Here is a 25836-nt window from a genome sequence, read left to right as displayed (position 1 = left end):
GACAAAAATGCTAAAATATGCATCTTGTAATGGGTTTACATCTGTTACGGCTGTAGCGAAAGTTTTAAGAGTTTAACAGCGGGAATGGCGGTGAGCCGGCGGCGAAATGACAGGACGATTTTTGCCTACAGGTTCGATAAATCACATTCTCCACAGGCTCGGGTAAAGGCGTCAGGATGTCGTTTCTTGCTCGGACAAATCTTTCTTTCCTTCCCGATAAAGTAGTGCAAGTGAATATGATTACAATTACAAAGGGTCTGGATCTCCCTATTGCGGGTGTGCCGACGCAAGTAATCCATGATGGTCCGACCATCAACCAAGTCGCTACGCTAGGCGAAGAGTACATTGGTATGCGCCCTACCATGCATGTGCATGAAGGGGATGTGGTGAAAAAAGGCCAGGTTCTGTTTGAAGACAAAAAGAACCCAGGCGTGAAATTCACTGCACCTGCCAGTGGAAAGGTTGTAGCAATCAACCGAGGTGCCAAGCGTGTGTTGCAATCTGTTGTGATTGCCGTTGAAGGTGACGAACAAATTACCTTCAAGCAATACAGTGCAGACGAATTAACGACGCTGGATCGTCAGCAAGTTAAAGACAATCTTATCGAGTCCGGCCTGTGGACTGCGTTCCGTACCCGTCCGTTCAGTAAAGCGCCAGCCGTAGACAGTGAGCCAGTGGCCATTTTCGTTACGGCGATGGATACCAATCCATTGGCAGCGAATCCGGAAGTGGTGATCAACGAGCAGGCTGATGCTTTCGTACAGGGTCTGAATGTACTGACTCGTCTGACTGACGGCAAAGTGCACCTGTGTAAAGCGCCGGGCGCGAAGATCCCATTCACCACCGATGCACAAGTGGTGATCACCGAGTTTGCCGGTCCGCATCCTGCAGGTCTGGCGGGCACGCACATCCATTTCTTGGAGCCAGTTAGCCTGAACAAGATCGTTTGGCATATTGGTTATCAGGACGTGATTGCGGTCGGTAAACTGTTTACTACCGGTGAGCTGTACACCGATCGCGTGATCGCGCTGGGTGGCCCACAGGTGAACAATCCGCGTCTGATCCGTACCCGTCTGGGTGCCAGCACCGAGCAGCTGGTAGCCGGTGAGCTGAAAGACGGTGAAAACCGTGTGATTTCCGGTTCTGTACTGAACGGGACTATCGCTGCTGACAGCCATGCATTCCTGGGTCGTTTCCACAACCAGATTTCTGTGCTGCTGGAAGGTCGTGAGAAAGAGTTTATGGGCTGGTTGGTGCCGGGCGTAAACAAATACTCCCTGACTCGCACCACACTGGCGCACCTGTTTAAGAAGCATCTGTTCAAATTTACTACCGCAACTCAGGGCAGTGAGCGTGCCATGGTGCCTATCGGCAGCTATGAGCGTGTTATGCCGCTGGATATTCTGCCAACGCTGCTGCTGCGTGATCTGATTGTGGGTGATACTGACGGTGCTCAGACATTAGGTTGTCTGGAACTGGATGAAGAAGACTTGGCGCTGTGTACCTTTGTGTGCCCAGGCAAGTATGAGTATGCCCCAATCTTGCGTGATGTCCTGACCAAGATTGAGAAAGAAGGTTAATCGAGATGGGTTTGAAACACGCTCTTGAAAAGCTCGAACATCATTTCGAGCCAGGCGGCAAGTACGAGAAGTTCTATGCCGTATACGAAGCCGTGGCTACCATTTTCTATACGCCGGGTACTGTTACCCGTACGTCTGCCCACGTTCGTGACGGGATAGACCTTAAGCGTATGATGATCATGGTGTGGATCGCCGTATTCCCAGCCCTGTTTTGGGGTCTGTACAATACCGGTGCACAGGCCATTATTGCCCTGAACCATATGTACGGTGCTGAGCAACTGGCTCAGATCGTTGCCGGTGACTGGCACTACTCTCTGGTTGAAGCGCTGGGTGGTTCGATGACCGCGGCTGACGCTGGCTGGGGCAGTAAAATGCTGCTGGGTGCAACCTACTTCCTGCCAATCTTTGCCGTGGTATTTGCGGTAGGTGCGACATGGGAAGTGCTGTTTGCTATCGTGCGCGGCCATGAAGTTAACGAAGGTTTCTTCGTAACCTCTATCCTGTTTGCCCTGATTGTTCCGCCGACTCTGCCATTGTGGCAAGCCGCGCTGGGTATCAGTTTCGGTGTTGTGGTCGCTAAAGAGATCTTTGGTGGTACTGGCCGTAACTTCCTGAACCCTGCTCTGGCTGGTCGTGCATTCCTGTTCTTTGCTTACCCAGCACAAATCTCCGGCGATCTGGTATGGACCGCTGCTGACGGTTTCTCTGGTGCGACCGCGCTGTCCCAGTGGGCAACTCAAGGTCAAGCAGGTCTGGTGCACAATGCAACCGGTCAAGCAATCACGTGGTTCGACGCGTTCCTGGGTAACATTCCAGGCTCCATCGGTGAAGTGTCTACCCTGATGATCCTGCTGGGTGCGGCATTCCTGGTGTACATCCGTGTTGCCTCTTGGCGCATCATTGCCGGTGTCATGATCGGTATGGTGGTGACCTCCACGCTGTTTAACCTGATCGGCTCTGCAACTAACCCGATGTTTGCCATGCCTTGGTACTGGCATCTGGTGCTGGGTGGTTTTGCGTTCGGTATGGCGTTCATGGCGACTGACCCAGTATCGGCCTCTTTTACCAATAAAGGTAAGTGGTGGTACGGTGCGCTGATCGGCGTGATGGCAGTACTGGTTCGTGTGGTTAACCCGGCGTATCCGGAAGGTATGATGCTGGCAATTCTGTTTGCTAACCTGTTTGCCCCGATTTTCGACTATCTGGTGGTACAGGCAAACATCAAGCGGAGGAATGCGCGTAATGGCTAAGAGTAACGATAGCATCGCCAAAACGCTGCTGGTGGTAATTTCCCTCAGTCTGGTGTGCTCTATCATCGTAGCCGGTGCTGCGGTGGGTCTGAAGTCTACCCAGATTGAACAAAAGCAGCTGGATAAGCAGCGTAACATTCTGTCTGTTGCGGGCTTATTGCAGCCGAATGTCAATGTTAAAGAGACATTCAGCAAGTTCATCGAACCACGTCTGGTGGATCTGGCGACCGGTAACTTCGTTGAAGGTGATGCCACTCACTACGACCAGCGTGCTGCGGACAAAGACCCGGCACTGAGCATCAGCATCCCAGCTGATCAGGACGTAGCGAAGATCAAGCGTCGCGCGAAAGTGTCGGCGGTGTATCTGGTACGTGATACCGAAGGCAAGGTAACGCAAGTGATCCTGCCAGTACACGGTACCGGTCTGTGGTCCATGATGTACGCCTTCCTGGCGGTAGACATTGATGGCAACACCGTAAAAGGCATCACTTACTACGATCAGGGTGAAACCCCGGGTCTGGGCGGCGAAATTGAAAACCCGAACTGGCGTAAGCTGTGGGTTGGCAAGAAGCTGTTTGATGTCGACGGTAAGCCGGCAATTCATATCGTGAAAGGAACCGCACTGCCAAACGATCCGTATGCGATCGATGGTCTGTCAGGTGCAACTCTGACCGGTAACGGCGTACAGAACACCTTTGACTACTGGCTGAGCGAGAATGGCTTTGGTCCATTCCTGGCCAAGGTGCGTGCTGGAGAGTTGAACAATGGTTGATCGTAAAGAAATGAAAAAACTGTTGGTCGGCCCGGTACTGGATAACAACCCGATTGCACTGCAGATTCTGGGTATCTGTTCGGCACTGGCCGTGACCACCAAGATGGAAACCGCGTTTGTAATGACGCTGGCGGTAACTGTGGTAACCGCGTTCTCCAACTTGTTTATCTCACTGATTCGTAACCATATTCCGAACAGTGTACGTATTATCGTGCAGATGGCGATCATCGCCTCGCTGGTAATCGTGGTAGACCAGGTGCTGAAGGCGTATGCCTATGAGATCTCCAAGCAGCTGTCGGTATTCGTGGGTTTGATCATCACCAACTGTATCGTAATGGGCCGTGCGGAGGCCTATGCCATGAAGTCGCCTCCAAAAGAGAGCTTCTTGGACGGTATCGGTAACGGTCTGGGCTACGGTGCGATCCTGCTGGCCGTTGCGTTCCTGCGTGAACTGATCGGCTCCGGCAAACTGTTCGGCGTGTCCATTCTGCCTCTGGTACAGGATGGTGGCTGGTATCAGAGCAACGGTCTGTTCCTGCTGGCACCAAGCGCATTCTTTATCATTGGTGGTCTGATTTGGGCTATCCGTACTTACAAGCCTGAACAAAACGAGAAGGATTAACGGCAGATGGAACATTATATCAGTCTGTTTGTCCGCTCTATTTTCATTGAAAATATGGCGCTGGGCTTCTTCCTGGGGATGTGTACTTTCCTGGCAGTGTCCAAGAAAGTGGCGACCTCGTTTGGTCTGGGTATCGCAGTAACCGTCGTTCTGGGTATTGCTGTTCCAGTTAACAACCTGGTGTTCAACCTGATCCTGAAAGACGGCGCACTGGTTGCTGGCGTTGATCTGAGCTTCCTGAGCTTCATCACCTTTATCGGTGTAATCGCAGCTCTGGTACAGATCTTGGAAATGGTGCTGGATAAGTTCTTCCCACCACTGTACAACGCGCTGGGCATCTTCCTGCCGCTGATCACCGTAAACTGTGCGATCTTCGGTGGCGTATCTTTCATGGTGCAGCGTGACTACAACTTCAGCGAATCCATCGTATACGGTATCGGCTCCGGTATCGGTTGGATGCTGGCTATTGTGGCTCTGGCCGGTCTGCGTGAGAAGATGAAGTATTCCGACGTGCCGAAAGGTCTGCGTGGTCTGGGTATTACCTTTATCACTGTAGGTCTGATGGCGCTGGGCTTCATGTCCTTCTCCGGTATCCAGTTGTAATCAGGGCGTATAGGAACATTCAATGGAAATTATTCTTGGCGTAGTAATGTTCACCCTGATCCTGCTGGCATTGGTTTTGGTAATTCTGTTTGCCAAATCCAAGCTGGTAAGTTCCGGTGACATTACGATTGAAATCAACGGCGATCCTAACCTGACCATCACGACTCAGGCTGGCGGTAAGCTGCTGGGTGCTTTGGCAGCCAACGGGATTTTCGTTTCTTCAGCCTGTGGTGGCGGTGGCTCTTGTGGTCAGTGCCATGCCAAAGTGCTGGAAGGCGGCGGTGATGTACTGCCGACCGAACTGTCTCACATCACCAAGCGCGAAGCGGCAGAAGGTTGCCGTCTGGCTTGCCAGGTGAACGTGAAAGAAAACATGAAGATCGAGCTGCCAGAAGAGATCTTCGGCGTGAAGAAGTGGGAATGTGAAGTTATCTCTAACGATAACGTTGCCACCTTCATCAAAGAGCTGGTACTGGCTATTCCGGAAGGCGAAGAAGTGCCATTCCGTGCCGGTGGTTATATCCAGATCGAAGCGCCAGCGCACCACATTAAATACTCTGACTTCGATGTTCCTGAGGAATATCGTGAAGATTGGGACAAGTACAACCTGTTCCGTTATGAGTCAGTGGTTAATGAGCCAATCATCCGTGCATACTCCATGGCGAGCTATCCGGAAGAGAAGAGCATCATTATGCTGAACGTGCGTATCGCTACGCCGCCACCAAGCAACCCAGATGCCCCTCCAGGTCAGATGTCTTCTTTCATCTGGTCTCTGAAGAAGGGTGACAAGGTGACCATTTCTGGTCCATTTGGTGAGTTCTTCGCCAAAGACACCGACAACGAAATGGTGTTCATCGGTGGTGGTGCGGGTATGGCGCCAATGCGTTCCCACATTTTCGACCAGTTGAAGCGTCTGCACTCCAAGCGTAAGATGAGCTTCTGGTATGGTGCTCGTTCTAAGCGCGAAATGTTCTATGTAGAAGATTTCGATATGCTGGCAGCTGAGAACCCGAACTTTACGTGGAATGTGGCGTTGTCTGATCCGTTACCGGAAGACAACTGGACCGGTTACACCGGCTTCATCCACAACGTGATTTACGAGAACTATCTGCGTGATCACGAGGCGCCGGAAGACTGCGAATTCTACATGTGTGGTCCTCCAATGATGAACGCCGCGGTCATTAAGATGCTCAAAGATCTGGGCGTTGAAGATGAAAACATTCTGCTGGATGACTTTGGTGGTTGATATCCCGCATGTTTGTAAAAACTAAGCAATGGCTAGCCCTGGTCGGGCTGGCCTTTTTTCTAAGTGGGTGTAATGACAGTTCGTCAAACGAACAGATTGCCCTGCAAGGCCAAACGATGGGGACCTATTACTCCATCAAGTACATTAACCAAGATAATTTGCCAGCGCCGGAGCAGGTGAAAACCGAAATCGATAAGCGTCTTGAATTGGTCAATGACCAGATGTCGACCTATCGACCGAAATCCGAGCTGAGCCGTTTTAACAGCAGTACCGCCGTTAACACGCCATTTGCCGTGTCGGCCGATACTGCCAAAGTGGTGCGTGAAGCACTGCGCATCAATCAAGTGACACACGGTGCACTGGATGTGACAGTAGGGCCGCTGGTGAACCTGTGGGGCTTTGGTCCAGAAGGTCGCCCAGACAAAGTGCCAACACCTGAAGCGCTGGCGGAGCGCAAAGCGCGCGTCGGTATCCGTCATTTGTCGGTACAGGGCGATGCGTTGGTGAAAGCGATCCCTGAGCTGTATGTCGATTTGTCATCGATTGCCAAAGGGTTTGGTGTCGATCAGGTGGCCGAGTATTTAGCGTCGCTTGGGATCCAAAACTACATGGTGGAGATTGGCGGCGAAGTGCGTCTGCACGGTCATAACGCGCAGGGCAACCCGTGGCGTATCGCCATTGAAAAGCCGGTTGCGGGTGTAGACCAAACCGCGCAGGAAATTATCGCGCCGGGAAATATGGCGATTGCCACCTCTGGCGATTACCGCAATTATTTCGAGCAAGATGGGAAGCGTTATTCGCACACCATTGACCCGCGCACTGGCGAGCCGATTCAGCACAAGATGGTGTCTATCACCGTGCTGGCACCAACGTGTATGGAAGCTGATGGTCTGTCGACCGGTCTGAATGTCTTGGGCGAGGAAGAAGCGCTCAAAGTGGCTAACGCTCACAACATTGCGGCTTTTATGATCATCAAAACTGCCGATGGCTTCAAAGAAGTGGCCACCGAGGCGTTTAAACCCTATCTGCAAAAGCAACCGTAAGGAGCTTCGATGACCGTATTTATTGCTACGTTTGCGGTATTTGTGTTGGTCATTGCCGGTATGGCAATTGGCTATATTGTGCAGAAGAAAAGCATTCATGGCAGCTGTGGCGGAATTGCCAGCTTAGGTCTGGAAAAGGTCTGTAACTGCCCTGAGCCGTGCGATAAGCGTAAAGCTAAAATGGCGGAAGAGGCCCGTTTGGCCAAGCTGCAGGAAAATCGCATCATCTGATGCTTGCTCGCACTATTTGCCTGCTCTCACCCGCGTTGTGTGAACTGCGCGTAAACGCGGGAGTGATGCTCGATGGTACTGATATTGGCCCCTGTCACGACAGGGGCTTTTTTCTGCCTGCTGGATTGTCATTCAGCTATCACTGCATGTATATTTATACAGTGATGCGAGGCGGGTATGCGGAAGATTATTCATATTGATATGGACTGCTTTTATGCAGCAGTCGAAATGCGCGACAACCCCAAATTGCGCCATGTACCGTTGGCTATCGGCGGGCGAAGTGAGCGGCGCGGGGTGATCAGCACCTGTAATTATGTGGCGCGCCGTTTTGGTGTGCACAGTGCCATGCCTACCGCGCAAGCCTTTAAGCTGTGTCCGCATCTGACGCTATTACCTGGGCGGATGGATGTGTACAAACGGGTTTCACAACAGCTACATGCCATTTTCCGCCGCTATACCCCGCGTATTGAACCTCTGTCATTGGATGAAGCCTATTTAGATGTCACCGAGTGCAGCTTATTCCACGGCTCGGCGACCTGGATTGCCGAGGATATCCGGCGTGCTATCCGCGAAGAGTTACAACTCACAGCTTCCGCGGGTGTTGCGCCGGTAAAGTTTTTGGCCAAAATCGCCTCCGACATGAATAAGCCCGATGGGCTGTATGTGATTCGCCCAGAGCAAATGCCGGATTTTGTCGCCGCATTGCCGCTCAATAAAATCCCCGGTATTGGCAAAGTCTCGGCGCAAAAACTGGCTGATATGGGTCTGTATACTTGCGCCGATGTTCATCGTGTGGAGCTGAAAACGTTAGCCGACAAGTTTGGCAAGCAAGGCCATATGCTGTGGCAACGCAGTCAGGGGATTGATGAGCGGGAAGTTAACCCTGATCGGCAGCGCAAATCGGTTGGGGTAGAGCGCACCTTAGCCGAAGATATTAACTCGCTCGATGAGTGCCGCCGGTTGGTGACGGAGTTGTATCCCGAATTAGAGCGTCGCTTGCAGCGGGTGAGTCCGTCTTTGGCGATTGCGCGGCAAGGGGTGAAGCTTAAGTTTTCCGATTTTCAGCTCACCACCCAAGAGCATGTCTATCCGGTATTGTGCCTCGATGATTTGTTGCAACTGGCCGAGTCGGTTTGGCAGCGCTGCGAAGGGCGTGGGGTGCGTTTAGTCGGCTTACATGTAACCTTGCTTGACCCACAATTGATTCGGCAATTGGCTTTGCCGTGGAGCTAGTGGCAGACTGCGCATCACGTACTTCGCGAAATAAATTAGCGGCATAAAAAAGGGTTGTCCCTATGGACAACCCTTTTGTCATGGATAATCGGCCAGATAGGCTTACCGGCGATTAACCACGCGCAGGAATGTTTTTCAGCAGCATGGTCAGCAATTGCCAGTATTTATCGACGCTAGCAATGTGTACGCGCTCATCTGGTGAGTGTGGGCCACGAATGGTTGGGCCGACAGACACCATGTCCATCTGTGGGTATGGCTCTTTAAACAGGCCACACTCCAGACCGGCGTGGATCACCATGATGTTCGGGGTTTTGCCGAACATGTCTTGGTAGGTTTCACGCACCACTTGCATGATTGGTGAGCTGTTGTCTGGTTTCCAGCCTGGGTAGCCGCCGGTGAACTCAGCGTTTGCGCCCGCCAATTGAGCCAGCGCTTTGAGCATGTTTTGCACGCCACAACGGCCGCTGTCGATCAGAGAACGGATCAGGCAGACAATTTTCACTTCGCTGTCAGAGGTAGTAACAACACCGACGTTCAACGAGGTTTCCACCACGCCCGGCACGGCATCGCTCATGCGCATTACGCCGTTAGGGCAGCTGTGCAGCAGCGCCAGCAGACGTTGCTGTGCATCGTGGGCGAAAACTTGAGCCGGTTGCGCGGCGTTATCCAGCAGGATAGTCAGGTTTGGCTCGATCGCGCCCAGCTCGTTTTTCTGAATTTCAGTGAACTTGCTTACCAGTGCTTGCAGACGCTCTACGTTGTCTTGTGGCAGCACAAAGGTCGCAGCACCTTCACGAGGAATTGCGTTACGCAGGGTACCACCGTGAATGTCAGACAGACGCAGACCCAGCTCTTCAGCGTGACCGAACAGGAAACGGCCCAGCATCTTGTTAGCGTTGCCCAGATACAGGTGGATATCACCGCCGGAGTGGCCGCCTTTCAGACCTTTTACGGTCAGGGTGAAGGCGTGCATGTCAGCAGGTGTTGCTTCGCGGCTCACTGGCAGGGTCAAAGTGGCATCGATACCACCGGCGCAACCCATGTAAATCTCACCTTCTTCTTCCGAGTCGGTGTTGATCAGGATTTCGCCTTGCAGCCAGTTTGGTTGCAGACCAAATGCACCGGTCATTCCGCTTTCTTCATCGATCGTCAGCAGTACTTCCAGTGGGCCGTGCTCCAGATCAGACGATGCGACCACCGCCAGCGCAGAAGCCATACCGATACCGTTGTCCGCGCCCAGTGTAGTGCCTTGGGCTTTAACCCACTCACCATCAATATAAGGACGGATCGGATCACGGGTGAAGTCATGCTCAGTGTCGTTGTTCTTTTGCGGCACCATGTCCAAATGTGCTTGCAGCACCACCGGTTTACGGTTTTCCATGCCTGGCGTTGCTGGCTTACGGATCAGAATGTTGCCGACCTGATCACGCTCAACGTGCAGATTTTGGCTACGCGCCCACTCCACAATGTAGTGTGCCAGCGCTTCTTCGTGATGCGATGGGTGTGGAATAGAGCAGATCTTTTCGAAAAATTGCCACAAAGGTTGTGGTGACAGATGGCCCAATTGAGACACGGCGTGAACTCCTTTCGGGTGCCTGACAAAACAGCAATGAAGGGATACTGCTGTGTGGCCCCGTATTGTCAGTAATAGTGGAATCAACCCTGCGCTATTTATAACTACGTTGTCAAATAAAACAGCGTGTTATTTGGCAAATGCAGGTTTATGAGTCACAGCATACCACTGCCGTTGCAGAAGCAAAAAATGATCTGCCGTTTTCTGCGATAGATTTTACCCACATGACAGGCCGTAAAAGAGGTGACCCACGCGGCACATGCCATTTCACTGATAAGACAATGAGTTGCAAACGCTGAATTGTTGCGCTCTATCTGTAATTTTTAGATCAAGAATGAAGGGGTATTTTAGTGCTGAAAGGTTTTTGCGTGATTCATATCACTTTTTCTTGTAATTAAATTCCGAAGTGGTATTATTTTGAGCGTTGAGAAAAGCAACACAACAACATGCAACGCAACTTTAGAAAGCTTAAGGATTAAGCCCGTGTCTCACGCCTCCAAGGAACTGAGAACAAGTTAAAGGCGCCGCATTGGTCTTTAGTAACACTTGTTAATGAGGTGATTTATGCAAGGTATTTATTGCGATTTGTTCTGGAACCGTCGTGGTGTCTATACCGGACAACAGTTTGTTTATCCACGCGAGTTCGGCTACCGAATTTTCTGATTACCGGTTTCACTGCCCGGTAATGATGGCAACATTGAACGATTTTGTTCATCCCTATTGGTCTATCAGTGAATTATGATGGCCCACACCTGATTCCTAGGTATTTTTACCACCTTCCAGCGAAGGTGGTTTTTTTTGCCTGCAATTTACCAGTGCTGTAAAAAGCAGCAGTTGGCCGCACAATCCTTCAAAAGATTGCATATATCGCAGATTCTCTGCCTGAATCACTGGTTTTTGTCTGGTGTTGTCTCTATAATCGCGCCCCAACAGTTTTTGGCTCTTTTTTAGGTAAATTGGCAAACGTTTGCCACTGCATGCATACCAAGACCGATTTCACTAGGCTGTCGGGTTATCTGGCATTCTACTGAAATCGTTTTTATTCTTGATAACGTGTTACGTCCAACAAAATTGAAACGCAATGCCGCTGAGTACGGGTTGCGATCGGGGTTATCGCCATGACAGAAAAATATATCGTCAGCTGGGACATGCTGCAGATCCACGCCCGTAAATTGGCTCACCGTTTGCTGCCAGCCGAGCAGTGGAAAGGCATTATCGCGGTTAGCCGCGGTGGTCTGGTACCGGCAGCCTTGCTGGCTCGTGAACTGGGCATTCGTCATGTAGATACCGTGTGTATCTCTAGCTATGACCACGATCATCAGCGCGCCCTGACGGTGCTTAAGCGTGCTGAAGGGGATGGCGAAGGCTTCCTGCTGGTTGACGATCTGGTGGATACCGGTGGTACCGCTAAGGTGCTGCGCGAGATGTATCCGAAAGCGCACTTTGTGACAATGTTCGCTAAGCCGGCCGGTCGCCCACTGGTTGATGACTATGTGATTGATATTCCACAAGACACTTGGATTGAACAGCCGTGGGATATGGGTATCACTTTTGTCCCGCCAGTTGCCGGACGTGACTAAATATTGACTAAACGCCTCGCATCTTGTGGGGCGTTTTCTTATGCTGTGGCGTAAACTCGACAACATCATCGGATGACAGGAGTGTTGTACGTCAATGAGTGAACCTATCAACCGCTCGCAAAGTCTGTTTAAGCCGCAGGTTAATCAGCAGGAAACCTCGACGATAGCCCGTCGCCAACCGCGTATTGCCAATCCACAAATTAACTCCTCTTTAGATGGTCGAACTGAGCCTAGCTGGTATCGGGTCTTGAACCGTCCGCAATGGATTTGGCGCGGTATCAATCCTATTGATTTAGAAGCCACACTGGCGCGCATTGCGGTTAGCGATGCAGAGCGCACTCAGCCTCATTTGCTCGATACCGTGATTGGCTATCGCAGTGGTAACTGGATTTACGAATGGGCCAATCAGGCCATGCAGTGGCAGCAAAAAGCGCTGGATGCAGGCGATCAGGCGCAGGCCGGTGAACATTGGCTACAGGCTGCATTGCATTACAGCGTGGCCAGTTATCCGCATCTGCGCGGTGACCATTTGGCCGAGCAAGTCGAAGTGCTGGCTAACCGCGCTTACAAAGAAGCGGCGCATTGCTTGGGTTACAAGGTACGCGAACTGTCATTGCGCCATGAAGGACACCCGTTGCAGGCATATTTACACCTGCCGGGCGATGAAGGCCCTTATCCGGTCGTGATGCTGTGTGGTGGTCTTGATAGCCTGCATAGCGACTCGTATCGCTTGTTCCGCGAATATCTGGCCCCACGTGGTATTGCCATGGTGACCATGGATATGCCATCGGTCGGTGCGTCTTCACGCTGGACGCTAACCCAAGACACCAGCTGTTTGCATCAGGTATTGCTGCACCATCTGGAGCAAGAGCCGTGGGTCGATCATCATAAAGTGGTGATTTTAGGGATCCGGTTTGGTGCCAATGCCGCGCTCCGACTGGCGTTTTTAGAGCCGCAGCGTTTGCGTGGCGTCGCTTGTCTGGGCGCCGTGGTGCACCATCTGCTGTGTAGCCCACGTCAGTTTGACCAAGTGCCGCAGATGTATGTGGATATGCTGGCGAGCCGCTTGGGCATCGATGCCTCGGCGGAAGGGTTATTGCGCGCCGAACTGCAAAGTTACTCGCTGAAAAACCAAGGGCTATTGGGGCGTCGTTGTCAGGTGCCGGTATTGGCGGCGGGAATTGAGGGCGATCCGTTCTGCCCAGAAGAAGAAAACCGCTTTATCGCGATGTCTTCGGTAGAAGGACGACGCTTAAAAATTCCGTCCAGCCCTCTGCCAACCGGCTTCCAACGGGCTATGGAACAGATTGCTGATTGGATAGAACAAAAACTAATATAAAACAGCTTGCCAGCTCTCCGGTATTTGCTGCAAGAATAGGCAAATCACCAAGGAGGTGCATATGCTGGTTCTCGGGCAACCCCGCTCTAAGCTGATCAGAAAACTGACTGCTCTTGGCCCTTACCTGCGTGAAAGCCAGTGTCTGGAGCAGCAGTTTTTCTTCGATTGTCTGGCCGTTTGCGCCAATCCACGTCTACCCACCGAAAAACGAGAGTTTTGGGGCTGGTGGCTGGAGTTACAGGCTGATGCGGATCGTCAGGCGCTAACCTATCAGTATCGCTTTGGTTTTTACGATAAGAACGGTGATTGGTTGGAAAAACCGTTACCGGATAAAACCATTGCTGATGAAGTTCACAATACCCTACGGGTGTTCTATCCGCGATTACGCCAATTACTACACAGTTTGGAGATTGAACTGCAGCCTGCGCCCGGCGTATGTGGCATAGATCTCAATACGGCGGCCTGAACCTGCAACGGCGTGCTGAATCGTGAAAATTTTTGTGCAGTCAGTTGGCAGCGCCGCTGCAAGCTGCTACAACAAAGATTCACTTTTTTTCAGCCAAAGCAGGATTCAGGCATTATCCCATGAGCAGTTGTCAAACCATCGTTGTGAAATTGGGTACCAGTGTGCTGACAGGCGGTTCACGGAAGTTGAACCGCGCACACATGGTGGAGCTCGTCCGACAGTGTGCACAGATGCAGCAAGCCGGCCACCGTATGGTGATCGTAACGTCCGGTGCTATTGCTGCCGGTCGTGAACACTTGGGCTACCCCGATCTCCCTCCCACGATGGCGTCGAAACAACTGCTGGCCGCGGTGGGGCAAACATGCCTGATCCAGCTTTGGGAGCAGCTGTTCTCAATTTACGGCCTCAACATCGGGCAGATGTTACTGACCCGTGCTGACTTGGAGGATCGCGAGCGTTTTCTGAACGCCCGTGATATGCTGCGTGCCTTACTCGATCAGAATATTGTGCCGGTCATCAACGAAAACGATGCCGTAGCCACCACTGAAATCAAAGTGGGCGATAACGATAATTTGTCTGCGTTGGCGGCGATTTTGGCCGAAGCCGACAAACTGATTTTGCTCACTGACCAAGCAGGCTTATTTACCGCAGACCCTCGCAAACACCCTGAGGCCGAGCTCATTCGCGAAGTCCACGCCGTGGATGATACTTTGCGTGCACTGGCCGGTGACAGCGTATCCGGTTTAGGTACTGGCGGCATGAGCACCAAGCTACAAGCGGCCGATGTGGCCAATCGCGCCGGTATCGAAGTGGTGATTGCAGCGGGGAGCCGAGCGCATGTGATTGCCGATGTGGTTGCCAATCATTCCGTGGGCACCCGTTTTCATCCACAAACCACGCCATTAGAAAACCGTAAACGCTGGATTTTCGGGCCACCACCGGCGGGTGAACTGCAGGTAGATGATGGCGCGGCGCAAGCCATTTTACAGCGTGGCAGCTCTTTATTGCCAAGTGGCGTGGTCAGCGTAAGCGGTACCTTCTCGCGCGGTGAAGTGCTGCGCGTGCGGGCACCGAATGGTAAAGAGATTGCCCGTGGCATGAGCCGTTACAACAGTGATGCGCTCAGTTTGATTGCCGGACACCAGTCGCAAGAAATTGCCGACATTTTGGGCTACGAATACGGACGGGTGGTGATCCACCGCGATGATCTGATTCTGATTTAAGGGTAAGACAATGAATCGTTTAACGGATATGGGGTATGCCGCCAAACAGGCGTCATACCGTTTAGCTATCTTAAGTTCAGCCCAAAAGAATCAGGCCTTACATCTGATTGCCGATGAGCTGATGGCGCGGGAAGCTGAAATTCTGGCGGCGAATGCCCGTGATTTGTTTGCCGCCGAAGCGGCCGGTTTGAGCAGTGCGATGCTCGACCGCCTGTGTCTGACGCCTGAACGTCTACAAGGAATTGCCAGCGATGTGCGTCAGGTTAGTCGCTTGCATGATCCGGTCGGCGAAGTGATAGACGGTAGTCGTTTGGATAATGGGCTGGATCTGGTGCGCCGCCGCGTTCCGCTTGGGGTGATAGGCACCATTTATGAGGCGCGCCCGAATGTGACCATTGATGTGGCGAGTTTATGCCTGAAAACCGGGAATGCGGTGATTTTACGCGGTGGTAAGGAAACTGTGCATACCAATCAGGCGATGGTAGCTGTTATTCAGCATGCGTTGGCAGAATGCAATTTACCGGCAGCTGCTGTGCAGTCGATTGACGATCCGGATCGGGCGTTGGTGACCGAATTGCTGACACTGGATAAGTATGTCGACATGATTATCCCACGCGGTGGTTCAGGGTTGCAGGCCTTGTGCCGTGAACAAGCCACCATCCCCGTGATTACCGGCGGTATTGGCGTGTGTCATATGTTTGTGGATGCCAGTGCCGATTTGATTGGCGCCGTGAGTGTGATTGAAAACGCCAAAGTGCAACGTCCGAGCGTGTGTAACGCCTTGGAAACCCTGTTGGTGCATCGCCATATTGCGGCAGATTTTTTGCCGGAATTGGCCAATTATTTGCACAGTTTGGGTGTGACTTTACATGCTTGCCCAGAAAGTTTGGCGTTGCTGCAGGCGGCCGGTACACGTGCGCAGGTGATCCCGGTGCAGGCTGAGGATTATGTGGATGAGTGGTTGTCGCTGGACTTGAACGTCAAAATTGTGGGGGATCTGGATGAAGCGATTAGTCATATCAACCACCACGGTAGCGGCCATAGTGAAAGCATTCTGACTCAGACGCTGGCGCACGCAGATCGCTTTACCTTAGAAGTAGATGCCGCGGCGGTATATGTTAACGCTAGCACCCGTTTTACTGACGGTGGCCAATTTGGTTTAGGCGCCGAAGTGGCGGTCAGTACACAAAAACTGCATGCGCGTGGGCCGATGGGTTTAGAAGCCCTGACCACCTATAAGTGGATTGGCTACGGGGATAATCTAACCAGAAAATAACCCCTTGTTTTAATTAGCAAGCTTATTATTGACGCCGTCCGGTTATGCCGGGCGGCGTTTTTATTTTCGCCAAACTGACATTTTTGACCGCAAAAAAACGGCGCTCTTCTATGCTGATTAAAGGCATCTGTATGTCATAACCAGAAATGCAGCAAGGAACACGATTATGTGCCTTTTCTTATTCAGGAATGCTCAGCTTCCGCATGTTTCTTCTTTGCCCCACGCTGGTGCGTCTCGCCGCTTTGCTGCGTTGCTGACGCTGTGCTTCTCCTTGCTGTGGCTCACAGGCTGCGATGGTGATAAGACCGCAGCCGAAAGTGGCGCCTCGCCTGCGGCCATACCGGTCAAAACCTTACGCTTACAAGGCCAAGAAGTGCCAGAGGATTTCTCCTTTGTCGGCCTGACCAAGAGCTCGCAACAGGTCAACATTGTGTCGCGTGTAAATGGTTTTCTGGATAAGCAGGTGTATCAAGATGGCGCCATGGTAAAGCAGGGGCAGACCTTGTTTTTAGTAGATGCCAAACCATTCCAAGCGCAGTTACAAGCCGCGCAGGCCGCCTTGTCGCAGCAAAAAGCCAATTTGCTTGTCGCTCAGCAAAACTTACGGCGTATTAAGCCACTTGCCGCGCAAAATGCGGCAAGCCAAAAGGATCTGGATCAGGCGATAGGGCAGGAAAAATCCGCGCAAGCGCAAGTCGAAATGGCCAAAGCGCAAGTGGTGCAGGCGCAGTTAAATTTGGGCTATGCCACTATCAAATCGCCATTAGCAGGGATCAGCGGTGAAGCACTGATTGATGAAGGCACCTATGTCACCGCCAGCGACAAATTGACCTATGTGGCGGCGTTGTCTCCTATGTGGGTCAATTTCAGTATCTCGGAAGCCCAATCGTTAAAGCGCGATGAAATGATGCGCCAAGGGCTGCTGCGCTATCCGGGTGACAGCAAGTTTGATGTGCAACTGACGCTCTCAGATAACTCGGTGTATCCAGAAAACGGCCGCATCACTTTTGCTAATGCCGAATATGATTCGAAAACCGGCACTTTTTTGGTGCGGGCGAGCTTCGAGAATGCCGATGGCAAATTACGCCCAGGGCAGTTTGTTCGCGTGACCGTGAAAGGCGCGGTACGGCCAAATGCGATTTTAGTGCCGCAATCGGCGGTGATGCAGGGCGCCAATGGACACTTTGTCTGGGTGGTGAACAAAGACAACAAAGCCGAATATCGGGCAGTTACGGTCGGTAGCTACGTGGGTCATGACTGGTTAATCGAACAAGGTTTACAACCGGGCGAGCAGGTGGTGGTAGAAGGCGGCATGATGCTGCGTCCTGATACGCCAGTGGTTGCTACCGAGGTGAGTGCGACGGCCTTGAAAGCGGCTGACGCCGCATCAGCGGGAACGTCGAAACCAGAGTCGGTGCCTGCACCGAAACCCGATCAGAAGCCAGCACAGGCGCAATAATCAGGGGGCAGGATCATGTTTTCCCGCGTATTTATTGAACGACCGATTTTTGCCACGGTGTTGTCGCTGGTGATTGTGTTGGCGGGTGTCATTTCGGCCATGAATCTGCCGGTGGAGCAATACCCGTCGATGACGCCAGTGCAGGTGCAGGTCACGGCGGTGTATCCGGGCGCGGATGCGCAGACGTTATCCCAGTCGGTGGCTGGCCCCATTGAGGCGCAAATCAACGGCGTGGATAACATGCTGTACATGACGTCCAGCTCCTCGTCGAACGGGCAGATGAACATCAGCGTCTATTTCTCGTTAGATACCGATCCGGATATTGCACAGGTACAGGTGCAAAACCGCGTCAGTCTGGCATTACCTCAACTGCCGCAAGCGGTACAGCAAAATGGCGTACAGGTGCAAAAACGCTCGTCCAGTATCTTGATGCTGGTGGGGGTTTATTCGCCGGATAACCGTTATAACGCCGACTACATTGCGAATTACGCGAACGTTTATGTGCTCGATGCGATTAAACGTATTCCTGGGGCAGGGCAAGCGTCAGTCATGGGGTCGGCAGATCAGGCCATGCGCATCTGGTTAAACCCTGAAAAGATGGCCAATTTAGGGGTGACAACCGATGATGTGCAGCAAGCGGTCGCTAATCAAAACAAATTGTTCAGTGCCGGTCAGATAGGGCAAGCGCCCAACCCGCCGGGCACTCAGTTGACCTATCCGGTGGTGACACAAAACCCGTATGTTGAGCCGTCTGAGTATGAAAGCATTATCTTACGGGCGCAAAATAACGGCGCGGCGCTGGTGCGATTACAAGATGTCGCTAAGGCGCAGTTGGGGTTGAAGCAATATTTGGTGGATACTGCGCTGAATCAAGTCCCGGCGACGTTCTTGGCGGTCTATCTGGCTCCCGGCGCCAATGCGCTCGAAGTGTCCAAAAACGTGGCGGATACCTTAGAGCGCTTAAAGCCGACTTTCCCTGAAGGAATGGATTACAAGATCACGTTGGATACCACCGATTTCGTGCGGATTTCCATCGAAGATGTGCTGCACACACTGGTAGAAGCGATTGTGCTGGTTATTGCGGTGGTCTATCTGTTCTTGCAAAGCGTACGGGCGACTTTGATTGCGATTGCTGCGGTATTCGTCGCGTTAATCGGCACGTTCGTGGGCATGTTGGCACTTGGATTTACCATCAACCTGTTGACCTTGTTCGGTATGATCTTGGCTATCGGGCTGGTGGTAGATGACGCCATCGTGGTGGTGGAAAACGTTGAGCGTTTGATGCACGAGCAGCACTTATCGGCGAAAGACGCTTCACTGGCGGCAATGAATGAAATCTCCACCGCATTGATTTCGGTGGTATTGGTGCTGTCATCGGTATTTATTCCGGCAGCTTTCTTAACCGGTACCACTGGCCAGCTGTATAAGCAGTTTGCGGTGACCATTGTGATCTCGGTTGTGCTGTCGGGGTTCGTGGCGCTGACGTTAACGCCAGCGCTGTGCGGCTTGTTCCTCAAGCCTGGGCAGATGGCGCAGAGTGGCTTTTTCGGTTGGTTTAACCGGCTGTTTGCCTCACTCACCACTCGCTATGGCCGTGGGGTGCGCTTGACCATCGAGCGTACCACCTTGGCGCTGGTGCTGATGGGGGTGATGATGGGCGCCATCGTCATGATGTTTCGCGCCTTGCCATCCAGCTTCGTGCCACAAGAAGATCAGGGCTATGTGCTGGCAGGGGCGATTTTACCGGATGCCGCCAGTATCCGGCGCACCAAAGAGATCAGTGAACAGTTAGATGCGATTTTCGCCTCTAACCCTGAAGTGGATACGCGCTCGGCGATTACCGGCTATAACCTGCTCGACAGTTCATTTAAAACCAATACCGCGACGTTCTTCGTTACCTTGAAACCGTTTGAAGAGCGTACCGAGCCTTCGCAATCGGCGGATGCGGTGCTGCAAGATATCGCTAAGAAAGCGCGTGGTATCGAAGGTGCCTTTATTCTGCCGATCTCCCCACCTGCTATTCCCGGCTTGGGTGCTACTGGTGGCTTCCAGTTCTGGATCCAAGATATTGGCAATGGCTCTTTGGCGCAGTTGCAGCAAGTGACCAATCAGTTTTTGGCCAAGGCGCGTCAGCGCCCTGAGTTGACAGGGTTGTCGTCGACCTTTAACGCCGCCAGTACCCAATTGCAGGCGGATATTGATCGCGATAAAGCCATGCTGCTTGGGGTGCCGGTGCAAGAGGCTTACGGCACGTTGCAGACCTTCCTCGCGTCGTCCACGGTTAGTCAGTACTTTGACCAAAGCCGTGTGTGGAATGTTGTGCTGCAGGCCGAGGATCGTTTTCGCGATAATCCATCGTGGTTGATGCAGTTCTATACCCGTAACAATGTCGGCAATATGGTGCCGCTGTCGGCAGTGATGGAAACCAAATATGCTGCCGGTCCCGATTTAGTACCGCACTTTAACAGCTTCCCGGCAGCGCAAATCAACGGCTCAGCCGCACCCGGTTATAGCTCTGGTGATGCGATAGCTTTGATGGAGCAAATCGCTAAGGAGACTTTACCGCAAGGCTATAGCTTTGCTTGGTCAGGGCAAGCCTTCGAAGAGAAACAGGCGGGTAGTACCTCCACCGTTGCCTTTGCGCTGGGCTTGGTGATTGTGTTCCTGATTTTGGCGGCGCAGTTTGAGTCGTGGAGCTTGCCGTGCGCGGTATTAACTGCGGTACCGTTTGGCTTGATTGGTTCGCTGATTTTCACCATGGCACGTGGCCTTGAAAATGATGTGTACTTCCAAATCGGGCTACTGGTGTTGATTGGTTTGGCGGCGAAAAACGCCGTACTGATCATCGAGTTTGCGGTGGAGCTGCGACATAAAGGCAAAGGCTTGATTGAGTCGGCAATTGAGGCTGGTGAGCTGCGTTTGCGCCCGATTGTGATGACATCATTGGCCTTTATTCTGGGTACCTTGCCGCTGATGCTGGCCAGTGGCGCAGGGGCTAACTCACGTCACTCCATAGGGACAGGTATTGTCGGTGGGATGATCGGCGCGACCACCTTGGCGCTGTTTTATGTCCCGATGTTCTACGTCATTTTTGAGCGCTTGGCCGAGCGCGGGAAAAAATCGCCGCCTCCGAGCGGCGAGGGCGAGGTTACGCCGACAGCCGAGCCATCACCCCATGCGCAACAGCATGCCGATAAAGAGACAAAAGGCGGCCAGAGCAATCAGGAGGGGCAATCATGAGACGCAGCATTCGCCATGCAGTCACACTCACTGTTGCCGGAATACCGTGGTTGCTCAGTGGCTGTATCACTCCGTTTACGTACGAAAAGCCGAAGGTCAGCACTCCCGCTGAGTGGCGTGTGCCGTATTCACAGGCCAGTAAACAAGTGCAAATGCGCTGGTGGGAGCAATTTAATGATCCGGTGCTGACCCGCTTGATTCAAACCGCACTGCAGCAGAATTTGGATCTGGTGATTGCCACCCAGCGGATTGAAGAGGCTGCCGGCAAGCTTAGAGAGACGCGCTCTGATCTCTATCCGCAACTCGGTTATGGTGCAGGCGCCAGTCGGCAGCGGCGGTTAGGTGATTACACCTCGACCTATCAAGTCGGCCTGACCGCCAGTTGGCAGCTGGATTTATTCGGCCAGCTGCGGGCGGCGACAGAAGCGAGCAAGGCTCAAATGTTGACCGCTGAAGAGCAGCGCCAAGCGGTATTGCTGACGTTGGTGACGCAGGTCGCGAACAACTACATTCAACTGTTGAGTTTAGATCAGCAATTACATATTGCTCGTAGCACGGCTGCTGCGCAGCAGGAGTCGCTGCAGATCTTTCGTTTGCAGTTCAAGGCGGGCGTAATTTCACAGTTGCAGCTGAACCAAGCGGAGTCGCAGTACTACCAAGCGCAAAGTGAAGTGCCACGGTTGCAAGACAGCATAGCCCAGCAGGAAAATGCGCTGTCGGTATTGCTGGGGGTTAATCCGCAGGCGATCCCACGTGGGCAGACCTTGGATGGCTTGAGTTTGCCAGCCATTCCAGCGGACTTGCCATCTACGTTGTTGCAGCAGCGCCCAGATATTCGTGTGGCCGAGCAAAATTTGGTAGCCGCGCAGGCGAATTTGGCCGCGGCGCGTCTGGCTTACTTCCCGACCATTTCGTTGACCGGAGCGTTGGGCAGTTTGAGCTTGGCATTGACGGATTTGCTGACCGGCCCCGCGGCGCTGTGGAGCTTGGGCGCAGAGTTGGCTGGCCCCATTTTTACCGCAGGCAGTATTGAGGGCCAGATACAGCAAGCCAGTGCGCAGCAACAACAGTTGTTAGCGGAGTATCAAAAGGCGATTCAAAATGCTTTTGCCGACGCCAACAATGCGCTATCGGCGGTGGTGAAAATCAAAGAGCAGCAAGACACGTTACAGCAACAGGTGGATTCACTGCGTAGCTACGCACGCCTCGCGCGTTTGAGCTATGACAGTGGGAATACGCCATATTTGGAAGTACTGGATGCTGAGCAAACACTGTTTACCACGGAATTGAACCAAGTTCAGGTGCAAGGGCAGGCGATTCAGTCGATCGTGAATGTGTATGCGGCGATGGGCGGTGGCTGGGTAACACAGGCAGACAGCATGACGGTGAAGGGGAAAACCCGTTAAACCCGCAGCAGGCTAATAACGATGCAAGAGTGAACAAAGGCCACGTGGCAAAACTGCTCCGTGGCCTTCGGTTTGTTCAGTGTGTCATGTTCAGTGTGTAATAGCGCAGTTTGTAGCAGCACCGCTATAACAGCCGCTCGGTAACAGCGCCGTTACAGCGATGACGTTCTATCAGCGCCAATATACCAGCGTCGCTTTTATTTAACTTCTTCGCCTTTAGCCTGCAGATCCGCATGATAAGAAGAGCGGACAAACGGACCACACGCGGCATGGGTAAAGCCCATTTCCAGCGCTTTTTGTTTGAAGTCATCAAATTCTGCTGGGCTGACATAACGCTGTACCGGCAGGTGATGACGGCTTGGCTGCAGATATTGTCCCAGCGTCAGCATCGTTACACCGTGATCGCGCAGATCTTGCATCACTTGCAAAATCTCTTCGTTAGTTTCACCGAGCCCCATCATCAGGCCTGACTTAGTCGGCACATCCGGATGCAGTTCTTTGAATTTTTGCAGCAAGGTCAGCGACCACTGATAGTCTGCGCCCGGGCGAATTTGACGGTACAAGCGCGGCACATTTTCCAGATTGTGGTTGAACACATCCGGTGGGGTTTGCGCGAAAATATCCAGTGCCTTGTCCATTCGACCACGGAAGTCAGGGACCAGCGTTTCGATGCGGATATTTGGGCTTTCGGTGCGGATACTGCTGATGCAATCGGCAAAGTGCTGCGCACCGCCGTCGCGTAGGTCATCGCGATCGACCGAGGTGATCACCACATACTTCAGCTTCATATCACGGATAGTGCGGCCAAGTTTGGCGGCTTCTTCCGGATCAACCGGCAGTGGACGGCCATGTGCCACATCGCAGAACGGGCAGCGACGGGTACAGATAGCGCCGAGGATCATGAAGGTCGCGGTGCCGTGGTTAAAGCATTCAGCCAGATTCGGGCAAGAAGCTTCTTCACACACCGAGTGCAGACCGTTGTGGCGCATGGCAGATTTGATTTCTTGGATCCGGGTGGAATCAGCGGGCAGCTTGATTTTCATCCACTCGGGCTTACGCAGGCGCTCACTCTGTTCAGCGGCAACGTTTTTCACCGGAATCAATGCCATTTTATCGGCATCGCGGTATTTCACGCCCCGTTCAATCTGAATAGGTTTACTCATTGGTCAGTGGTTTCCAACTAGAATACTCAGCACCGGAGTAACCGAGTAATTTGATAAATTCCTGCACCAGAACCGGCTCGACCTCTGCCACCGTTTCAGGACCGCCCAGATCTTTTGTCTGAGTCATCTCCATGCCGGCGTATCCGCAAGGGTTGATTCGGGTGAAGGGAGACAAATCCATATTAATATTGAGGGCCAGTCCGTGGAACGAGCAGCCCCGCCGGATCCGCAGACCCAGAGAGCAGATTTTTTTATTATCAATATAGACGCCGGGAGCATCGGCACGCGCTGCGGCGGTCAGGGAGAAGTGGGCCAGTGTATTGATGACGGTGTTTTCGATATGGCTGACCAACTCGCGAACACCGAGACGGCGACGGCGCAGATCCACCAACACATACATAACGATTTGACCCGGACCATGGTAGGTGACCTGACCCCCGCGATCAGACTGGATCACCGGAATATCACCACAAGCCAGTAAGTGCTCAGCCTTGCCAGCTTGACCTTGGGTGAATACCGGTGGATGTTCGACCAGCCACACTTCATCAGCGCAATTTTCGCTGCGCTGATCAGTGAAGTCATGCATCGCTTGCCAGACCGATGCGTAATCCTGCATGCCCAAACGGCGTACAATCAAAGTTTGATGTTGCAAAAGCATCACCATAAAGTTGTGATTATCAGGTGCATTATACGGTGTTGCCGGACAAGCGAAAGCCTGATTACAGCACCATACGTACGATATCGATGGCACCCAGCTCTTCGTACAGGGTTTCGACCTGATCGATATGGGTTGCGGTGATAGTCACAGATACGGAGTGGTAGTTACCTTTGCTGCTTGGCTTAACGCTTGGGGTGTAATCGCCCGGCGCATGCTTTTGCACAACGTTCAGTACTTTGTCTACCAATTCTGGCTGTGCCAAACCCATGACTTTGTAAGTGAAAGAGCATGGGAATTCCAGCAGTTCATTCAGTTTGGTCTTTTGCATAATCATGTCTCCTATCAGGGGAGTGAGTGCCTCCGTTGCCAGATAAAATTAAAGGGTATCCCTACTCTCTAACAGGAATACGAGCACCGGATGGGATGCGTGTTATTCGCATCGCGCTAAGGCGGTGTGTATTATCCGCACGAATCTGCAGCCTTGTCAGCATATCTTTGTATGCCGACTTTCTTGCGTTGTACGCTATTGGCCGCAACAAAAAACGATCCCGGCAAGAGGCCGGGATCATCCTTGAGATAACGTTGTTACGCGTTACTGTTGACTATATGGGGGCGAAATTAGCCAAACCAACGGTGGAACAGTAAAGTGAAGTAATCCATCAGACGGCTAAAGATCCCGCCTTCTTCGACGTTATTTAATACCACCAGCGGCTGAGTATCAATATCTTTGCCATCCAGCTGGAAGTAGATTTTACCGACCGCTTCGCCACGCTTAAGTGGTGCTTTCAATTCTTTATCCAGCACAAAGTGCGCTTTCAGATCGTTAACGCGACCACGTGGTACGGTCAGGTAAACATTTTTCAGCACGCCGAGGCTAACTTCTGACTTGTCACCAAACCAAACGCGCTCTTTGGTAAATTCACGATCGGCTTTCAGCGGCTCGATGGTTTCAAAGAAACGGAAGCCCCACGTCAGCAGTTTTTTACTTTCTGCCGCGCGCTGTTGTGAACTGGAAGCACCAATGACTGCGGCAACCAGACGCATCTGGCCTTCTGTCGCGGAGGTCACCAAGTTATAACCGGCAGCGGCGGTGTGACCGGTTTTGATCCCGTCCACATTCATGCTCTTGTCCCACAGCAGGGAGTTACGGTTTGGCTGGGTGATCCCGTTATAGGTAAAGGATTTTTCCTTATACACGGCGTACTCATCCGGCACATCACGGATCAGCGCGGCGCCCAGTGTCGCCAAATCACGCGCGGTACTGTACTGTTCTGGGTTATCCAGACCGTGTGGGTTCATGAAGTGGGAGTTGGTCATGCCCAGTTGCTTGGCATAGTTGTTCATCATGTCGGCGAAGGAATCTTCGCTACCGGCAACGTGTTCAGCCATCGCCACACACGCATCGTTACCGGATTGAATGATGATACCGCGGTTCAGGTCAGCCACTTTGACCTGCTTACCCACCTCGATAAACATCTTGGAGGAGTCCGGGTAGTTTTTGCTCCATGCGTTTTTGCTCACGGTGACCATGTCGTCCGGCGAGATTTTACCGGCTTTGATTTCGCGGCCGATAACGTAGCTGGTCATCATCTTGGTCAGACTGGCCGGCAAAACCTTCATATCGGCATCGCGCTCAGCCAGAACTTTTCCTGAGTTGTAATCAATCAGGATATAAGACTTCGCCGCGATTTCAGGCGCTGCAGGAATGGTGGTATCTGCCTGCGCATAGCATGCGGAAACCGATAGAGTACCGAGCAGCAGAGCCCGAATAGATTGGGTAAATGTAGTTAATTTCATGGTCTGTGTGTGACTTCTTCCATGGTGAAACAAAAAGTTAAATGAACAAGGTATCCGCTACCCTCACTGACAGGGC

The 25836-nt window shown here is 52.5% G+C and carries 22 protein-coding genes; 17 read left to right on the top strand and 5 right to left on the bottom strand.

Annotation, left to right across the window (positions count from 1 at the left end; genetic code table 11):
- Positions 1-236 precede the first annotated feature (236 nt).
- From NCTC9997_RS11090 to dinB, 9 genes are all read left to right on the top strand, one after another.
- The gene (locus NCTC9997_RS11090; protein WP_010864295.1) at positions 237-1580 is read left to right on the top strand and encodes a Na(+)-translocating NADH-quinone reductase subunit A; all 1344 of its coding nucleotides are present in this window, start codon (positions 237-239) and stop codon (positions 1578-1580) included.
- Between the two features lie 5 nt (positions 1581-1585).
- Positions 1586-2830 (top strand): NADH:ubiquinone reductase (Na(+)-transporting) subunit B, encoded by a 1245-nt coding sequence (locus NCTC9997_RS11085; RefSeq protein ID WP_010864294.1) that lies wholly within the window; start codon positions 1586-1588, stop codon positions 2828-2830.
- A complete protein-coding gene (locus tag NCTC9997_RS11080) occupies positions 2823-3602 on the top strand; it encodes a Na(+)-translocating NADH-quinone reductase subunit C (protein WP_064978076.1) in 780 nt (259 codons plus the stop codon). Before NCTC9997_RS11085 ends, NCTC9997_RS11080 begins: the two co-directional genes overlap by 8 nt.
- Positions 3595-4224, top strand: coding sequence for an NADH:ubiquinone reductase (Na(+)-transporting) subunit D (locus NCTC9997_RS11075; protein WP_010864292.1), 630 nt, complete (start codon positions 3595-3597; stop codon positions 4222-4224). The genes NCTC9997_RS11080 and NCTC9997_RS11075 overlap by 8 nt, the downstream gene beginning before the upstream one ends.
- Before the next feature lie 6 nt (positions 4225-4230).
- Positions 4231-4827, top strand: a complete 597-nt coding sequence (nqrE, locus tag NCTC9997_RS11070; protein WP_010864291.1) for an NADH:ubiquinone reductase (Na(+)-transporting) subunit E — start codon at positions 4231-4233, stop codon at positions 4825-4827.
- 22 nt (positions 4828-4849) lie between these two features.
- The gene (gene nqrF, locus NCTC9997_RS11065; protein WP_010864290.1) at positions 4850-6073 is read left to right on the top strand and encodes an NADH:ubiquinone reductase (Na(+)-transporting) subunit F; all 1224 of its coding nucleotides are present in this window, start codon (positions 4850-4852) and stop codon (positions 6071-6073) included.
- 8 nt (positions 6074-6081) lie between these two features.
- Positions 6082-7116 carry an FAD:protein FMN transferase gene (locus NCTC9997_RS11060; protein WP_010864289.1) on the top strand — a complete coding sequence of 345 codons (1035 nt, stop codon included), beginning with the start codon at positions 6082-6084 and terminating at the stop codon, positions 7114-7116.
- Positions 7117-7125: 9 nt separating this feature from the next.
- Positions 7126-7347, top strand: a complete 222-nt coding sequence (nqrM, locus tag NCTC9997_RS11055) for a (Na+)-NQR maturation NqrM (protein WP_010864288.1) — start codon at positions 7126-7128, stop codon at positions 7345-7347.
- Positions 7348-7524: 177 nt separating this feature from the next.
- The gene (gene dinB, locus NCTC9997_RS11050) at positions 7525-8580 is read left to right on the top strand and encodes a DNA polymerase IV (RefSeq protein WP_010864287.1); all 1056 of its coding nucleotides are present in this window, start codon (positions 7525-7527) and stop codon (positions 8578-8580) included.
- Between the two features lie 112 nt (positions 8581-8692).
- On the opposite strand, the gene NCTC9997_RS11045 is transcribed toward dinB, so the two are convergent.
- The gene (locus tag NCTC9997_RS11045; RefSeq protein WP_064978075.1) at positions 8693-10153 is read right to left on the bottom strand and encodes an aminoacyl-histidine dipeptidase; all 1461 of its coding nucleotides are present in this window, start codon (positions 10151-10153) and stop codon (positions 8693-8695) included.
- Positions 10154-11271: 1118 nt separating this feature from the next.
- Between NCTC9997_RS11045 and gpt the strand changes: the two genes are divergently transcribed.
- The 8 genes from gpt to NCTC9997_RS11005 all read left to right on the top strand — a co-directional run bounded on the left by gpt (position 11272) and on the right by NCTC9997_RS11005 (position 22142).
- Positions 11272-11733 carry a xanthine phosphoribosyltransferase gene (gene gpt / locus NCTC9997_RS11040; RefSeq protein ID WP_010864285.1) on the top strand — a complete coding sequence of 154 codons (462 nt, stop codon included), beginning with the start codon at positions 11272-11274 and terminating at the stop codon, positions 11731-11733.
- A gap of 94 nt (positions 11734-11827) precedes the next feature.
- The gene (gene frsA, locus NCTC9997_RS11035) at positions 11828-13072 is read left to right on the top strand and encodes an esterase FrsA (RefSeq protein ID WP_064978074.1); all 1245 of its coding nucleotides are present in this window, start codon (positions 11828-11830) and stop codon (positions 13070-13072) included.
- Positions 13073-13133: 61 nt separating this feature from the next.
- Entirely contained in the window at positions 13134-13538 is a 405-nt protein-coding gene (gene crl / locus NCTC9997_RS11030) for a sigma factor-binding protein Crl (RefSeq protein WP_010864283.1), read from the top strand.
- A gap of 119 nt (positions 13539-13657) precedes the next feature.
- Positions 13658-14761, top strand: a complete 1104-nt coding sequence (gene proB / locus NCTC9997_RS11025; RefSeq protein ID WP_039045525.1) for a glutamate 5-kinase — start codon at positions 13658-13660, stop codon at positions 14759-14761.
- 10 nt (positions 14762-14771) lie between these two features.
- Complete coding sequence (locus tag NCTC9997_RS11020) at positions 14772-16037, top strand: glutamate-5-semialdehyde dehydrogenase (protein ID WP_064978073.1); 1266 nt, start codon at positions 14772-14774, stop codon at positions 16035-16037.
- A gap of 166 nt (positions 16038-16203) precedes the next feature.
- On the top strand, positions 16204-17496 hold the full coding sequence (locus NCTC9997_RS11015; protein ID WP_082935551.1) for an efflux RND transporter periplasmic adaptor subunit: 1293 nt from the start codon (positions 16204-16206) through the stop codon (positions 17494-17496).
- A 15-nt stretch (positions 17497-17511) separates the two neighbouring features.
- A complete protein-coding gene (locus NCTC9997_RS11010; protein WP_064978072.1) occupies positions 17512-20736 on the top strand; it encodes an efflux RND transporter permease subunit in 3225 nt (1074 codons plus the stop codon).
- Positions 20733-22142 (top strand): efflux transporter outer membrane subunit, encoded by a 1410-nt coding sequence (locus NCTC9997_RS11005; RefSeq protein WP_064978071.1) that lies wholly within the window; start codon positions 20733-20735, stop codon positions 22140-22142. The genes NCTC9997_RS11010 and NCTC9997_RS11005 overlap by 4 nt, the downstream gene beginning before the upstream one ends.
- A gap of 197 nt (positions 22143-22339) precedes the next feature.
- Here NCTC9997_RS11005 and lipA read toward each other — a convergent pair whose 3' ends face one another.
- The 4 genes from lipA to NCTC9997_RS10985 all read right to left on the bottom strand — a co-directional run bounded on the left by lipA (position 22340) and on the right by NCTC9997_RS10985 (position 25760).
- Positions 22340-23305 (bottom strand): lipoyl synthase, encoded by a 966-nt coding sequence (gene lipA, locus NCTC9997_RS11000; protein WP_064978070.1) that lies wholly within the window; start codon positions 23303-23305, stop codon positions 22340-22342.
- The gene (gene lipB / locus NCTC9997_RS10995; protein WP_010864276.1) at positions 23298-23969 is read right to left on the bottom strand and encodes a lipoyl(octanoyl) transferase LipB; all 672 of its coding nucleotides are present in this window, start codon (positions 23967-23969) and stop codon (positions 23298-23300) included. The genes lipA and lipB overlap by 8 nt, the downstream gene beginning before the upstream one ends.
- Before the next feature lie 55 nt (positions 23970-24024).
- Positions 24025-24291 carry a DUF493 family protein YbeD gene (gene ybeD, locus NCTC9997_RS10990; RefSeq protein ID WP_010864275.1) on the bottom strand — a complete coding sequence of 89 codons (267 nt, stop codon included), beginning with the start codon at positions 24289-24291 and terminating at the stop codon, positions 24025-24027.
- 290 nt (positions 24292-24581) lie between these two features.
- Complete coding sequence (locus tag NCTC9997_RS10985; protein WP_064978069.1) at positions 24582-25760, bottom strand: serine hydrolase; 1179 nt, start codon at positions 25758-25760, stop codon at positions 24582-24584.
- Positions 25761-25836: the final 76 nt, after the last annotated feature.

Origin of the sequence: Plesiomonas shigelloides (genome assembly GCF_900087055.1) — a bacterium.
GTDB classification, from domain to species: Bacteria; Pseudomonadota; Gammaproteobacteria; order Enterobacterales; family CAMTGL01; genus Plesiomonas; species Plesiomonas shigelloides.
Note: the sequence above shows the minus strand (reverse complement) of the source record. Positions and strands in the feature narration are given on the sequence as shown.

Excerpts from the sequence above, each read along its gene's own strand:
- frsA (WP_064978074.1), top strand. The coding sequence starts at position 11,828 with ATGAGTGAACCTATCAACCGCTCGCAAAGTCTGTTTAAGCCGCAGGTT.
- lipB (WP_010864276.1), bottom strand. The coding sequence starts at position 23,969 with ATGGTGATGCTTTTGCAACATCAAACTTTGATTGTACGCCGTTTGGGC.
- NCTC9997_RS11005 (WP_064978071.1), top strand. The coding sequence starts at position 20,733 with ATGAGACGCAGCATTCGCCATGCAGTCACACTCACTGTTGCCGGAATA.
- dinB (WP_010864287.1), top strand. The coding sequence starts at position 7,525 with ATGCGGAAGATTATTCATATTGATATGGACTGCTTTTATGCAGCAGTC.
- NCTC9997_RS11010 (WP_064978072.1), top strand. The coding sequence starts at position 17,512 with ATGTTTTCCCGCGTATTTATTGAACGACCGATTTTTGCCACGGTGTTG.
- proB (WP_039045525.1), top strand. The coding sequence starts at position 13,658 with ATGAGCAGTTGTCAAACCATCGTTGTGAAATTGGGTACCAGTGTGCTG.
- gpt (WP_010864285.1), top strand. The coding sequence starts at position 11,272 with ATGACAGAAAAATATATCGTCAGCTGGGACATGCTGCAGATCCACGCC.
- NCTC9997_RS11085 (WP_010864294.1), top strand. The coding sequence starts at position 1,586 with ATGGGTTTGAAACACGCTCTTGAAAAGCTCGAACATCATTTCGAGCCA.
- NCTC9997_RS11015 (WP_082935551.1), top strand. The coding sequence starts at position 16,204 with ATGTGCCTTTTCTTATTCAGGAATGCTCAGCTTCCGCATGTTTCTTCT.
- crl (WP_010864283.1), top strand. The coding sequence starts at position 13,134 with ATGCTGGTTCTCGGGCAACCCCGCTCTAAGCTGATCAGAAAACTGACT.
- NCTC9997_RS10985 (WP_064978069.1), bottom strand. The coding sequence starts at position 25,760 with ATGAAATTAACTACATTTACCCAATCTATTCGGGCTCTGCTGCTCGGT.
- nqrF (WP_010864290.1), top strand. The coding sequence starts at position 4,850 with ATGGAAATTATTCTTGGCGTAGTAATGTTCACCCTGATCCTGCTGGCA.
- NCTC9997_RS11020 (WP_064978073.1), top strand. The coding sequence starts at position 14,772 with ATGAATCGTTTAACGGATATGGGGTATGCCGCCAAACAGGCGTCATAC.
- nqrM (WP_010864288.1), top strand. The coding sequence starts at position 7,126 with ATGACCGTATTTATTGCTACGTTTGCGGTATTTGTGTTGGTCATTGCC.
- nqrE (WP_010864291.1), top strand. The coding sequence starts at position 4,231 with ATGGAACATTATATCAGTCTGTTTGTCCGCTCTATTTTCATTGAAAAT.
- NCTC9997_RS11075 (WP_010864292.1), top strand. The coding sequence starts at position 3,595 with ATGGTTGATCGTAAAGAAATGAAAAAACTGTTGGTCGGCCCGGTACTG.
- NCTC9997_RS11080 (WP_064978076.1), top strand. The coding sequence starts at position 2,823 with ATGGCTAAGAGTAACGATAGCATCGCCAAAACGCTGCTGGTGGTAATT.
- lipA (WP_064978070.1), bottom strand. The coding sequence starts at position 23,305 with ATGAGTAAACCTATTCAGATTGAACGGGGCGTGAAATACCGCGATGCC.
- NCTC9997_RS11090 (WP_010864295.1), top strand. The coding sequence starts at position 237 with ATGATTACAATTACAAAGGGTCTGGATCTCCCTATTGCGGGTGTGCCG.
- NCTC9997_RS11060 (WP_010864289.1), top strand. The coding sequence starts at position 6,082 with ATGTTTGTAAAAACTAAGCAATGGCTAGCCCTGGTCGGGCTGGCCTTT.
- ybeD (WP_010864275.1), bottom strand. The coding sequence starts at position 24,291 with ATGCAAAAGACCAAACTGAATGAACTGCTGGAATTCCCATGCTCTTTC.